This is a genomic window from Reinekea blandensis MED297 (genome assembly GCF_000153185.1).
Lineage (GTDB): Bacteria > Pseudomonadota > Gammaproteobacteria > Pseudomonadales > Natronospirillaceae > Reinekea > Reinekea blandensis.
The window spans coordinates 199,032-212,447 of sequence record NZ_CH724153.1 but is presented as its reverse complement, the minus strand read 5'-3'; the positions used below and the strand labels follow the sequence as shown (position 1 = coordinate 212,447).

The following is a 13,416-nucleotide window of genomic DNA, read 5'->3' as shown; positions in this document are numbered from 1 at the left end:
CCCTATGCGCCAACTTCGTCATGATGGTCATCGGACACTTCTACTTCGTTTTGCAGAATGGCCATATGTTTGAGCAGATAACTGCAGAACTGAATCAGCATCGACACCGCAAATACGACAAGAAATGCCGCCATGATGTACTTAATAAACAGTCCATAAGCCGCCTGAGAAATTTCAAAGTTCAGTAACGGCGCATTCAGAATCGATGTGCGATCCCACATCCCAAACACCAAAACAACCCAGCACAGGGGCAAACCCAATAACAAAACACCTACGGTGTTCGCCCAGGCTTTGTAGCGCACCGTTCGACCGGAATACAGCACGTCAACACGCACATGCCCTTCCTCGCGAAGTGTGTAAGCACTGGCAAACAGGAAAAGCCCGGCGTACCAAAAACGGACCAGGTCCCCCATCAGGGTTTGTTCGTAGGAAAAAATAAAACGTGCAACCACAATCCACGCTTCAGCAAAGACCACCAACAGGGCAAGCCAGGCAACGGAGACGGTTTTAAAGCGATACGCCATAACGGCGCTTATAAGAATTAATGGATAGTGCACATGGGTTCCACGGTAATCGGAACGTCCAAGGTTATTGGCCATGTCCTCACTGAAAATGAGCGGCAGCAGGTTTTCAACACGCAACCAGGAAATTAATCCATCGATAAGCCCGATCAGAACAATGGACCAGAACGCGACCCGAATGAGATAACCAGACATCGCCGATAACCGATCGGAATCTTCGATCATCCGATGCGTTGCCGTTTTGGCACAATAAACACCCACTACCGGGATCACCAGCAGATAACTGAACAGTTGAATCCAGGCAAGAACGCTGACGCTGTCCGGTTCAGTGACAAAGAAGTAAGCCGCCACACCAGGCCAGTCATGCCAGACGTTAAGATAGTTGTTCAACAGATAGACCAGCATAAAAACAAACATGGCGTATGCGAAAGTGCGCATGAGCCAACTGGTACGCTGATAGCCTTTGGTCATGGGCTGAGCAAGTACTGAAGAAATTTCCACGAGATCACCAAAACCTGAGAAGTGAAATTCGGTTATAAAAAAGCGCCACAAGGCAAAGCCCGATAGCGCTTTCGTTACAGTTCGTCAAAAACGAGCCCGAAGGCTCATCTTCGATTACAGCCCCAGTACGCGGTTACGCTGAGTCACGTAAGCGATGTCGGAAATCTTATTCCAGCTACCGATTTCCTGACGAGCCGCGGCAAAACTTTGGTGAATACGTCGCGCCAGGTCAGAATGCTCCTGAACGTCCGCAAACACTTCATCAGACGCTTCACCGAAAGAATCGTAGGTGTCTTCAGAGAACTGACGCAGCTGCACGCCCTGCTCGTTGATCAGACGATTCAGCGCCGCACCATTTTTCGCGTTGTACTCAGAGAACATAACCTGGTTCTCGGTGGTTGCGGCCGCTTCAATGATGGTCTGATCCGACTTGGACAGGCTGTCCCACCATTTTTTGTTTGTCTGTACGCTCAGAGATGCGCCTGGCTCGTGGAAGCCTGGGTAGTAATAGAACTTAGCCGCTTCGTACAGTTTCATGATTTCGTCGTTCCATGGGCCAACCCACTCAGTCGCGTCAATCGCGCCGGAAATCAGGTTTTCATAAATCTGGCCGCCTGGCAGAGAGACCGGAGAAGCCCCCATCTTCGCCAATACAGAACCACCCAGACCTGGCATCCGCATTTTCAGACCACGGAAGTCGGCTGCGGAACGCATTTCTTTGCGGAAGAAGCCACCCATCTGAACCCCGGTGTTACCGCAGATCAGACCTTTCAGGCCGAAATCAGCGGACAGTTCATCGTACAGTTCCTGACCGCCGGCAAAGCGCATCCAGGCATTGAACTCAGAGGCTGTCAGGCCAAACGGTACCGTGGTGAAGTAGCCAAAGCCCGGGTGCTTACCGGTAAAGTAGTAGTCAGCCCCGTGAAACATCTGGGCATTGCCCGATGCCACTTCGTCGAAGACGTCGAATGCGCCGACACGCTCGCCCGCAGCAAAGTATTTAACGGTGATACGGCCATCGGTCATATCGGACAGGCGCTGTGCAAAACGCTGAGCACCGGTACCCAGACCCGGGAAATCACGAGGCCAGGTTGACACCATGGTAATTTCGATTCGTTCTGCGGCGATAGCTGGGGCCGAAATGGTCGTTGCTGCGGCGACGGAACCGGCTCCGATCAGACCTTTCTTAATGACGTCACGTCTTTTCATTGTGTTCTCCTGGTTGGTTTTCGACCTGTTGAGCCACTACAGCCGGAAGGTCTTTTCTGTCTTTCTTATTGTTGTAGCTACCAGAGGCAGCCAACCACTCGAGGAATAGATTCACTCTCTTGCGCAATAATTAGTTTTATTTGCTGCGCAGATTGCAATGTAAACAAGGAATGCATCGTTGTGTAGCAAAAAATGCAGAGTTACTACTATTGTACGACCAGTATTTTCGATGTCGTGAATGGTCAGCATTTACAGCTGATCGAGTAACGGGTTGGAAAACAACCAATTGATCAGAAAGCGATCAAAAATACTGTAATTTTCCTACATGGAATAACTGATTTTCTTATTTGCAACGCTCATGAAAGCCCATAAACCGGGGCGTTCAGCGGAGTGTTGCGAAATGTGATGCCGTCTTTCCAATCTGATATTGATCTGCAGCAACAAGCCGGTCAAACTGAGCTGGCTTACTGTGTCACTTTCCGCGGCAGAGGCCGTTGAACAGACCGGTTTCAGACGGATTGATATCAATGATATTGACTATGGTCGGCACGACAGTGTCAGTTGAACACCGACCCAATACCATTAGGGCCTGTTAACACTATTTCCGTCCATTCTGTTGGCGTTGTGCGCTTTCAGAGCAAGGCGTGAGGCGTGACCTGTGGTTGCTCCACACGAACAACGAACAACGATGCCTCTGGAAGGTCACATCCCAACCCTTTGGGCCGGATTAAAACCATTCATGCCATCGTTATCACTTGCTCAGGTGGAACAACCACGATTCGCGCGTTCTGCCTTGTCGTCAATGGTTTTAATCTCGGCAGAAAGGACGGAAACAGTGATAACAGGCCCTAGTCTCAATTCAAGAATGTTGTAAAAGTACAGACCGACCCAAGTAATGGTCAGTCTACCGGATAAAGACAGAACTAACTTCTCACACAAGGTTGGGAGATCACCATGCCACTGAATATCGCAGTGCCTATCGATACGACGCCGGGGGAAACACGGGTTCCCGTGAGTCCGGCAACCACAGAAAAACTGACCGCCCTTGGTTTTCAGGTCACCATTGAGACCGGTGCCGGAGACGCGTCACAGTTTTCTGATGATGACTATAAAGCAGCCGGTGCAAGCATCGAGACCGATATCGCCAAGCTGTACGCCGATGCCGACATCCTGATGAAAATCAACGGTCCGGAAGTGAAGCACCCGAAAACGGACCAGTCAGAGCTCGACATGCTGGGCGATGGTAAAACCTGGATCTCCTTTCTGGCCCCGGCACAGAATGATGAACTGCTGAAGACCTTTGAGTCCAAAGGCAGCAGCGCCATTGCACTGGAAGCCATTCCGCGGATTTCCCGCGCACAGAAGATGGACATTCTCAGCTCCATGGCCAACATTGCCGGTTACCGGGCCGTGATTGAAGCCGCGCATAATTTTGGTCGTTTCTTTACCGGTCAGGTCACTGCCGCCGGTAAGATTCCGCCCGCTAAAGTCATGGTGATTGGTGCCGGTGTTGCCGGTCTGGCGGCCATTGGCGCAGCCAAAAGCCTGGGCGCCATTGTCCGGGCGTTCGATACCCGCCTGGAAGTAAAAGAACAGGTGGAATCGATGGGGGGCGAGTTCCTCACCGTCGATCTGGAAGAAGACGGTGCCGGTGCCGGCGGTTACGCCAAAGAGATGTCCAAAGAGTTCATCGAAGCGGAAATGGCCCTGTTTATGGAACAGGCCAAAGACGTCGACATCATCATCACTACAGCGTTGATTCCAGGTAAACCGGCTCCGAAACTGATTACCGAAGATATGGTGAAAGCCATGAAACCGGGCTCGGTTATTGTCGACCTGGCTTCCCCGAATGGCGGCAACTGCGAATGCACGGTGAAAGATGAGGTTGTCAAAGCCCACGATGTCAGTGTGGTCGGATACACCAACCTGGCCGCTCGTGCGGCCAATCAGGCCTCCACGCTGTTGTCCAATAACATCCTGCGTTTAATTGAACACCTGTGCCCGGAAAAGAACGGTGAACTGACGTTCGATCTGGAAGATGAAATTACCCGGGGTTGCACGGTCGTCCACCAGAAAGAAATTCTCTGGCCGCCACCGCCACCAAAACTGTCAGCAGCGCCGAAGAAACCAGCGCCTAAGGCTGAGCCTCAGCCGGAAACCGAGCCTAAGGTTAAAAAAGCGCAACCGATTGCGCTGTACTGGCTGGTTGCCGGTGCTCTGCTGCTTGGTTTGGGTCAGGTGGCTCCGGCGGACTTCATGGGTCACTTTACTGTCTTTGTTCTGTCCGTCTTTGTCGGTTGGCAGGTGATCTGGAACGTCAGTCACTCATTGCACACGCCATTAATGGCCGTTACCAACGCGATTTCCGGCATTGTGATTGTGGGTAGCCTGTTGCAGATTTCCGGCACTGGCTCAACCTTGGTCACGGTACTCGCGGGTATCGGGGTTCTGGTCGCGACCATTAATATTGCCGGCGGGTTCTTTGTCACCCGTCGTATGCTCAACATGTTCCGTAAGGAGGGTTAAGACATGACAGGTTTACTCGCCATGGCGTATCTGATCGCCGGTGTGTTTTTCATTCTCGCCCTCAGCGGACTGAGCTCTCAGGAAACCGCACGTCGCGGCAACATGTACGGCATTGCCGGTATGTTGATCGCGATTATCGCGACCATTGCTTCACCGGATGTGGAGTCCTACACGATTCTGGCACCGGCGATGGCCATTGGTGCGGCCATCGGTCTGTGGTTGGCGGTTCGGGTTGAAATGACCGGCATGCCACAGTTGGTTGCTCTGCTGCACAGCTTTGTCGGCCTGGCCGCCGTACTGATTGGCTGGGGCGGTTATCTGGACCCAACCGTTCACCATACCGGTGCTGAAGCGGCCATTCATAACGTCGAAATCTATCTGGGCATTCTGATCGGTGCTATTACGCTGACCGGATCCTGGGTTGCCTGGGGCAAGCTTCAAGGCTCGATTTCCGGTAAGCCACTCATGCTGCCCTTCCGTCACGGCCTGAACCTGATCGCTCTGACTGCCTCTGTAATCATGCTGGTACTGTTTGTGATGAACCCACACAGCGGGGCTGCGGTACCGATGCTGATCGCCATGACTATCATTGCCGGTCTGCTGGGGATTCATCTGGTTGCCGCCATCGGTGGCGCGGATATGCCGGTTGTGGTCTCCATGCTGAACTCCTACTCCGGTTGGGCAGCCGCGGCCACAGGCTTCATGCTTGGCAACGATCTGCTGATCATCACCGGTGCACTGGTTGGCTCGTCGGGTGCGATTCTGTCCTACATCATGTGTAAAGCCATGAACCGTTCGTTCATCAGCGTCATTCTGGGCGGCTTCGGTGGCGGAGACGGTGCTGGCGCGGATGACGATGAAGAGTACGGCGAAGCGGTCAGTGTTCAGCACGAAGAAGCAGCTGAGTGGCTCAAAGATGCCGATAACATCATCATCACACCCGGATTCGGTATGGCTGTGGCGACCGCTCAGGGAGCTGTTGCTGAGCTGACCGAGAAGCTGCGCAAGCAAGGTAAGAATGTGCGCTTTGCGATTCACCCAGTGGCGGGTCGACTGCCGGGTCACATGAACGTACTGCTCGCAGAAGCCAATGTGCCATATGACATCGTACTGGAAATGGATGAGATCAATGATGACTTTCCAAGCACGGATGTTGTCATGGTCATCGGTGCCAATGACATTGTGAACCCGGATGCCGTTGAAAAACCCAACTCCCCAATTGCCGGCATGCCGGTTCTGGAAGTTTGGAAAGCCAAGAAGTGCATCGTGATGAAGCGGTCCATGGCAACCGGTTATGCTGGTGTTCAGAACCCACTGTTCTTCAAAGAAAACACGGCCATGCTGTTTGGCGATGCCAAAGAAAGCGTACAAAAACTGGTGGCCAACGTTTAAGTCACCGTCACGCGTTTGATTAAAGCCGGCTTCTGCCGGCTTTTTTGTGCCCGGTATCGCCTGCAGGCAGGCTCCTACAACATCCTCGCCACCCTGTAAGAGCGAGCCTACTCGCGACCCTTTTTTGTCTATAGCCGCCGATTCGAAAAACCGATACCCTCTTTTAAAACACAACCACGGAAGTTTGCAATGGCCGACCTGTCCAAATTGATCGATGTCGCGAAACGCAAACGCGAGTTCGACAAATCCAACCCCTGGTATGTAGGTCCGGAAAGCTACCTCAATGAGATCAGCAAAGAAGTTGACGAAGTTCTGGAAACATTACCGAAAGGCGACCTGCCCCATCTGGAAGAAGAACTCGGCGACGTCATCTGGGATACGCTCAACGCCATCCTTGCGCTTGAGCACAGTCATAACGTTGACATTCATTCGATTCTTCAGCGGACTACGGATAAATATACTTTCAGAATCGATGGTCTGGAACAGGGCCTGAGTTGGCAGGAAGTCAAACAACAAGAGAAATCCACATGACTATTAACCTCATGTCCGTCGATGGTGTCGCGATTCAAAAACAACACCCACTCACCTGCCATTGCGGCAGTGTAAAGCTGATATTGGATTTGCCCGACGGTCTGCAAGATTTGCGACGCTGTGACTGTTCATTGTGCCGTCGGCGAGGGGCAATTGCCGCCTCAGTTCCGCTCAGCGGCATTCATATTATTGAAGGTGAAGACAAACTCAGTCTGTATCAGTTCAATACCAAAACAGCGAAACATTTTTTCTGCTCCGTGTGTGGCATTTACACCCATCACCAACGACGCTCCAATCCTACGCAATACGGTTTCAATGTGGCGTGTTTGGAAGGTATCAATCCGTTAAAGATAGACGAACCAATCCCAACGCGCGATGGCGTCAACCATCCAGCTGATCGTTAACTTACTATAATCGCATAGAGATTCAGGCGGGCATGACTCGATTCAACACAATACTGTTCGATTATGGCAATACGCTGGTACATACGGTGTCTTTGGTCGACGCTGCCATGACTGTTTTTGGTTCAGTAAAAGGAAAAATGCTTGGGCAGTCTGTGGAAGCTCAAATCCAACAGCTCTATCACAAAGACCAGTGCCATCAACCGGACTGGAAAACGGTTTGGCAGCAGGCATGTAAGGATGCCGAACTGGTCTACAGCGACGATGTGGTCTTTCGTCATTTAACAGAGTTTGTGGAGCAATCCTCATTAGTTCCCAAAACCCATGACATGTTACGTCAGCTGAAGGGCGCTGGAGTCAAGATGGGTCTGCTTTCAAACGTCACCGGGCCGGCGGACGTTTTTCAGAACGATTTGATTAACAAAGGGATCGCTGGTTACTTCGACACCGTACTCTGGTCCAGTGCCGTTGGAACGCGCAAACCTGCGCCATCATTTTTCACCAAAGCTCTGCAAATGCTAAGTGCGGACACCCACCAGACTCTGATGGTCGGCGATTCGGAACTGGCTGATGTTTACGGAGCCAAACAAGTAGGGGTGACAACACTAAAAGTAAGCCATTCACGATCAGGCAACTCTCAAGCTGACCATCATTGTACCTACTCAAATCTTGCTGATTATGTTTTTGAACTGACTCGTTAAAAAGGACATAAACCATGTTTCAACAGAAGGACACAAAAACCTTTACCGGCTCTGGAATCAACCATGACCAGGAAGCCTTTACTGGCTATTTCAGGGTTCAACCTCTGCCCGGAAAATCGAGTTTCACTACCCATTATCGAGCCGTTCGAAACCTCGACGATCAGCCCGTTCATGAAGAGATCGGGTTGCTGACTTTGGAACCCAACGGTGATTGGGTTTTCCATCTGCATATGGAAGAACTGCCATGCACTACAACACACCGTCTGAAATCTTCGACAGATAACCGATGGATTTTTGAGTTTACCGGCACCGAGGCATTGGCGGGTTTTAGCAGTGAACTGGTCTTTGAGTTTTCAAATGACAATCAGTTTCGTTACACCCATCGATGGGCCATGAATGAAGCCCTGTCCGATAAGTCCTGGTGCGATTTGTCCGCTTAAAAAACTAAACAGAATGGGCACTCCCCAGTATAAAAAACGGCGACTCAAGGTCGCCGTTGTTGTTCGACAAATTATCCGTTACTTAATCCAGTATTTACCCCAATGAGTAATGTCATACTGGCTCGCCGCTGCCGAAGCTGAGAAAGCGCGTAAAGCTGGCTCCGTCTCTTCTTCCTCGGCGGCTGCGATTTCATCATCGATCACCTTCGTCGACCGCGCCAACAGGCTGGTTACAAAGGCAATGGCGTCCGAGTTGACTTCAACAGCGCGCTCAGAGACGTTAAAGACGTCATCACATTCGGCATGATAGCAAGGATCAAACGCATCGCCGGCGACGCCACCATAGATGGCAGCCTGCTCTTCCGTTTTGATCACTTCTGCACCCGTAAAGAGTCCACCAAAGGCAACATCCTGCAGGAAGAATTCCGCATAGTCGGAGCGGAACGAAATTTCAGAACCTTCCGACGGTTGACCACGTAAGGCAAAGTAATCTTCAAACAGGCTTTCGGTGGCTGCCGAACCGGCAGGACCGGCTAAATCAAAGTCCGAGCCGTCGCCATCGTAGATGCCGTAGTAGAAGTTCGGCGAACCGATCATATCGAAGTTCAGATAGACTTTTATTTTATCCAGTTCTTCGGGGGGTAAGTTTTGCACATAAAGAGTCGACCCTACCAGACCGGCCTCTTCAGCACCCCACCAGGCAAACCGGACTTTGTTATGAATCCGGGCTCGTTTCATGAGATCGGCCATTTCCAACAGAGCCGCACTGCCTGTACCGTTGTCGTTGATGCCGGCTCCTTCAAACACCGAATCCAAATGAGCACCCAGCATGACGACATTATCCGGATTCCCCCACCGGCTTTCGGCAATCACGTTGTCGACAGTCCGCACTTCACGAATAACATCGGCATCCATCGATAACATCAGTCCTTCGGTCTGTGACCACTCCACGCCACGATCGTAGGTTGCAAAAAATACCGGAATGCCACCGCTGTATTCAGATCCTAAGGTCGCATTGATCAGGCCGGTCCGATCCGGGCTGTTACCCTGGTTGAAGACGATAGCGCCAACTGCGCCAGCGGCCGCAGCATTCTCTGCCTTGGTTTGAAACGCACAGGCTCCACGTTGTACCAATGCGATGTTACCCGGGGTGAACCCTGCAAAATCGTCAGCTTCACAACCACTGGTGGAGGCATTCCCCTCGCCTAAGTCCAGATCAACGGCCTCAACCAACGCGGAGACTGTCCCCGGCTCTGTCTGCGAGAGATAGTTGAAATCGACGTTCCACTCATAGGCGGTTGGCACCGGCGCCAAGGCGCTCAACAGACCGTCGGCATTTTCATAGAATGCATTAAAATCAAACGGATCACGGGTAACCCGATAACCCATACGACGCAACTCGTCTTCAACATAATCAACGGACGCATCGTAACCTTCCAGTCCGGCCGCCCGATTGCCTTGGTTATCATCCGCAATCGCCTGAAAGTCATCCAGACGCGCCATGACATTTTCAGCGGTCATGCATCGTGGCATCAGGAATGGCGCTGCCGTAAACCCGAAGCCACATTCCCAACGATGGGAAGGCGCATCAGACCAGTATTGGTCAATTAAATAGGACAGCTCAGGTGGGATCTCTCTCGCTTGGGTCGCTCCGGATAACAGGCTCGCCCCCAGTATGACGGTCGCGCACAGCGACACTTTATTATTAATACGCATAACTTTTCCTACAGTGAGTTAAGGGCACCTCTAATAAGTCTGATGAGGCACTGCGGTGCCTGAACAGTTCAGTGGCGAGGTTCAATTGCCGGATCATAGTTGTTCTATCTCCGGCTGTTGATAACGATGTCCACTGGGCTGTTCAGACCCGCCCTTCGGGGCCTTCAGAAAAAGCGGCTGTCGCTGTTCCGGTTTTTGCAAAGGTCTCGACATTCGCTGCAAACCGCGCCTAGACAGCCACTCTTTCTGAAGGCCAGAGTCCTATCAGACTTATTAGAGGTGCCCTTTAAAGGTTATGCCTATAACAGCGCACTGAACTACAGAAGCGCGGCGCTTCTTCAGCGTACAGGCCTGTCGATACAGAATGCAAAGACAGGCGCTAACAATTAATCGGTATCGAACTGAGAATCAATTGCCATTTGATAACTGCGTCTAAAAACCATGTACAGAATACCGTACACTAGCAAACGCTCATAGATCGGCTACATTTAAACGTCAGCACATCGGCGATTCGATACATCAGTATCGAAAAAAGATCACTCAAACTCGTTACGTTGGAGGTTATTATCCGAGTCTCAATTCTACTTGCCCTGCTCGTCACCACCTTATCCGCATGCACGACTTTACCTAAACAACCCGATGGTACCGGCATGTTACTGGTAGCGGTCAACGATGAAAAAGAGACCGCTGGTGACTATTTTGTTAAATACCGTGTCGTCACCAATAAAGACAAGGTCTTTTACCTGTATGCCGACAAACCTTATCTGCTGGTTCAAGGGCTTGAGCCAGGTGTGCATTACGTGGATTACTTTGAGTCCAAGTACATTCGCAGTGGGCGACAAATGACCGACCGTGATGAGTACATTCAGTTTGAAATTGAAGCCGATAAAATCACGATACTGGAAGATTGGTTGCGTGTTCGACTGTACAAAAAAGACGGGACTCGCTATCAGCAAAGTAAGTTTGAATACATTCCCGCCGTTGAGAAACAAAAACTGAAAGAACAGTTCGAGAACGACAATGACATGGGGTATTGGCAGTTCGCAGATTGAACCGAGAGCAAGCTTAAAAAAGCGACTCAATCGAGTCGCTTTTTATTATGCGATAGAACCTTAGGCTTAGCCCAAACCGAGCATCGCACCACCCAGTAAAGTGACGATCAACCCAAGCCACAGATGAATATGTTTGGCTTTCAACAACACCGCCCCACGTGCAACGAGCATCCCGCTCATCATGATGAGGAATGCCGCGACAGCAAACCCGGCAAAAAAGCCAACCGTACTGGCTCCGGCAGGCACCTCCATACCGTGAGCAAGACCATGACAAAGCGCAAAGCCGATCATGGGCAATAAGGCAGCCAAATGCGTCACTGGCAAACGTAACGTTACCGCCAGCCCTGAAAGTATAACGGAAGCGGCGATGCCCCATTCAACACCGGCAAAACTAAACCCGAGAACCCCTAACGAAGCGCCGACGAGCATGGCGATAACCACCAACATTGGTGCTGCCAGCCGGACAGCGCGCTGTGACAGCGCGACCCAAAACCCCAATGCCAACAGGGCCAGCAAGTGGTCCAATCCAAACATCGGATGAACGAATCCAGAGACAAACCCATTGGTATCGCCATGTCCGGCATGAGCGTTTGCCAACACCGGAACCATCAGGACCAGAGCGGCTATCAATTTTTTATGAAATTTCATTGTCAGTATCTCCCTGTATCGCTTAAACAACCGCCTGAGCCGGCGGCATGGATCGTTCCGGCAACATGCCTTCGCGGATAATGGTATTGATGATGTCGTCCAGCCCTTCGGCTTTTTTCAGGTTGGAGAACACGTACGGTTTGTCTTTGCGCATCATTTTTGTATCCCGATCCATGACCTCCAGCGATGCGCCGACCAACGGGGCAAGATCGGTTTTATTTATGATGAACAGATCGGAACGGGTAATGCCCGGACCGCCTTTTCGCGGAATTTTGTCGCCTGCCGAGACATCGATGACATAGATGGTAAAGTCGGACAGTTCCGGGCTGAACGTCGCGCTCAGGTTGTCACCACCGGACTCAACAAACACCACATCGAGTTCACCATGACGTGCCATCAGTGTATCGATGGCCGCCAGGTTCATACTGGCGTCTTCGCGAATGGCCGTATGCGGACAACCGCCGGTTTCGACGCCCAAGATCCGATCAGCTTCGAGCGCTTCATGACGCGTCAGAAACTGCGCATCTTCCTTGGTATAAATGTCGTTCGTGACCACGGCAATGTTGTAGTGGTCTTTCATCGCGGCGCACAATGACCGCAGTAATGCCGTTTTGCCGGATCCGACCGGGCCACCGACACCGACACGTAATGTCTGTTTTTTCATCACTCTCTCCTAGGATCGGAATAACCGACTGTATTGGGTTTCATGCCAGCAACTGGCCAGCGAAAGGGCCGGTAATGCACCGCCCATGGAAAACTCATCGAGCGTTTCCGCCTGAGTAATGGCGATCGCCACATCCGGTTGCAGTTCACCGAGCAGTAACTGAGCCTGGCTTTGGCCCAGCGGTACCAGTTTGGTCGCCGCGGCTACCTGATTTTCCAACCACGACCAGACAAAACCCTGTGCCGTCAATGCCGGCGATAACGACCAGTGCTGCGCCGCCACCGCAAACAATGCGACAAAACTAACCTCGCCTTGCGGATCAGGATGTGGAATGTCCAGTGTTTTCAATAACCGCTGTAAGGCTTCACCCATGGCCGTCTCAGTCAATCGCAACTCGGCTGTTTCCCGGTTGGCTAAGGAACGATCGTTCCAGTTGCGCCATCCGTCTTCATGGCCTTCGGACATCGCCGACATCGCGCCAAACAACACCGGTAGGTCGATACGGGCGACTGACTCGGTTAACTGCCAGCGCAACCATTCCGCGGTTTGTTTTGAGTTCCGAATCCACCCTTGTTCGATGGCACTCTCAAGCCCCTGCGAAAACGAAAAGCCGCCAACCGGCAGACTCACACTCGACAACTGCAGTAGACGTAACAGCGCCGAACTAGTGGTGGTGATGGCCATGTGCGTAGGCTCCGCTTTCCGGGTTAAAGACCGCGTTTTCGTGAGTGACGACCAGGCCCAGCAAATGCAGCATGTCCTCCAGCACATGGTCAGGTTTAATCCGCAACCAGCGCTCTCCAACTTCGATTTTGGTATGGCGATTGCCAAGGTGATAACAGGCCCGCGCAAAGGTGTGCCAGTCTTCACAACTGGCATGAGCAACCGATTCAACGGCGCCGGCAACCTTAACGATTTGTCCACTGTCGGCTTTCAGAAACTCACCGACCTGCAGTGGTTTACCGCGCTCCAGAAACAGACGTACTTCCTGACCATCGGTACTGATCAACTTCAGTCGACCGCGTTCACGTTGTTCGTGCGTCAGCTCAACCGTTGCACTGACGGAGTCATGGCAATGGGTGCCGAGTCGTTCAAATACTTCCAACATAGTTCG

General features: G+C 51.8%; 14 protein-coding genes. 7 read left to right on the top strand and 7 right to left on the bottom strand.

Annotation, left to right across the window (positions count from 1 at the left end; genetic code table 11):
• Positions 1-2 precede the first annotated feature (2 nt).
• Together MED297_RS15750 and MED297_RS15745 are read right to left on the bottom strand one after the other, a co-directional pair.
• Positions 3-1,022 carry a TRAP transporter small permease subunit gene (locus MED297_RS15750; RefSeq protein WP_154650973.1) on the bottom strand — a complete coding sequence of 340 codons (1,020 nt, stop codon included), beginning with the start codon at positions 1,020-1,022 and terminating at the stop codon, positions 3-5.
• A gap of 114 nt (positions 1,023-1,136) precedes the next feature.
• Positions 1,137-2,231, bottom strand: coding sequence for a TRAP transporter substrate-binding protein (locus MED297_RS15745; RefSeq protein WP_008046628.1), 1,095 nt, complete (start codon positions 2,229-2,231; stop codon positions 1,137-1,139).
• A 960-nt stretch (positions 2,232-3,191) separates the two neighbouring features.
• Here MED297_RS15745 and MED297_RS15740 point away from each other — a divergent pair.
• The 6 genes from MED297_RS15740 (at position 3,192) to MED297_RS15715 (ending at position 8,222) form a co-directional block, all read left to right on the top strand.
• The gene (locus MED297_RS15740; RefSeq protein ID WP_040557531.1) at positions 3,192-4,757 is read left to right on the top strand and encodes a Re/Si-specific NAD(P)(+) transhydrogenase subunit alpha; all 1,566 of its coding nucleotides are present in this window, start codon (positions 3,192-3,194) and stop codon (positions 4,755-4,757) included.
• A gap of 3 nt (positions 4,758-4,760) precedes the next feature.
• On the top strand, positions 4,761-6,149 hold the full coding sequence (gene pntB / locus MED297_RS15735) for a Re/Si-specific NAD(P)(+) transhydrogenase subunit beta (RefSeq protein ID WP_008046625.1): 1,389 nt from the start codon (positions 4,761-4,763) through the stop codon (positions 6,147-6,149).
• A gap of 189 nt (positions 6,150-6,338) precedes the next feature.
• Positions 6,339-6,680: a MazG nucleotide pyrophosphohydrolase domain-containing protein gene (locus tag MED297_RS15730; protein ID WP_008046623.1), complete on the top strand. Its 342-nt coding sequence runs from the start codon at positions 6,339-6,341 to the stop codon at positions 6,678-6,680.
• Entirely contained in the window at positions 6,677-7,084 is a 408-nt protein-coding gene (locus tag MED297_RS15725; protein WP_008046621.1) for a GFA family protein, read from the top strand. The genes MED297_RS15730 and MED297_RS15725 overlap by 4 nt, the downstream gene beginning before the upstream one ends.
• 32 nt (positions 7,085-7,116) lie before the next feature.
• A complete protein-coding gene (locus MED297_RS21495) occupies positions 7,117-7,782 on the top strand; it encodes an HAD family hydrolase (protein ID WP_008046618.1) in 666 nt (221 codons plus the stop codon).
• 14 nt (positions 7,783-7,796) lie between these two features.
• Positions 7,797-8,222: a hypothetical protein gene (locus MED297_RS15715; RefSeq protein WP_008046615.1), complete on the top strand. Its 426-nt coding sequence runs from the start codon at positions 7,797-7,799 to the stop codon at positions 8,220-8,222.
• 78 nt (positions 8,223-8,300) lie between these two features.
• Here MED297_RS15715 and MED297_RS15710 read toward each other — a convergent pair whose 3' ends face one another.
• Complete coding sequence (locus MED297_RS15710; RefSeq protein WP_008046614.1) at positions 8,301-9,938, bottom strand: M28 family metallopeptidase; 1,638 nt, start codon at positions 9,936-9,938, stop codon at positions 8,301-8,303.
• 650 nt (positions 9,939-10,588) lie between these two features.
• Between MED297_RS15710 and MED297_RS15705 the strand changes: the two genes are divergently transcribed.
• Positions 10,589-10,990 (top strand): hypothetical protein, encoded by a 402-nt coding sequence (locus tag MED297_RS15705; RefSeq protein ID WP_008046612.1) that lies wholly within the window; start codon positions 10,589-10,591, stop codon positions 10,988-10,990.
• Between the two features lie 66 nt (positions 10,991-11,056).
• Here the strand turns inward: MED297_RS15705 and MED297_RS15700 are convergent, their stop codons facing one another.
• From MED297_RS15700 to ureE, 4 genes are read right to left on the bottom strand one after another with little or no spacing between them, the layout of a single operon-like run.
• Entirely contained in the window at positions 11,057-11,638 is a 582-nt protein-coding gene (locus tag MED297_RS15700) for a HupE/UreJ family protein (protein ID WP_008046610.1), read from the bottom strand.
• A gap of 22 nt (positions 11,639-11,660) precedes the next feature.
• Positions 11,661-12,302: an urease accessory protein UreG gene (gene ureG, locus MED297_RS15695; RefSeq protein WP_008046607.1), complete on the bottom strand. Its 642-nt coding sequence runs from the start codon at positions 12,300-12,302 to the stop codon at positions 11,661-11,663.
• A 9-nt stretch (positions 12,303-12,311) separates the two neighbouring features.
• A complete protein-coding gene (locus tag MED297_RS15690) occupies positions 12,312-12,986 on the bottom strand; it encodes an urease accessory protein UreF (RefSeq protein ID WP_008046605.1) in 675 nt (224 codons plus the stop codon).
• Entirely contained in the window at positions 12,967-13,410 is a 444-nt protein-coding gene (gene ureE / locus MED297_RS15685; RefSeq protein ID WP_008046604.1) for an urease accessory protein UreE, read from the bottom strand. The genes MED297_RS15690 and ureE overlap by 20 nt, the downstream gene beginning before the upstream one ends.
• Between the last annotated feature and the right edge of the window lie 6 nt (positions 13,411-13,416).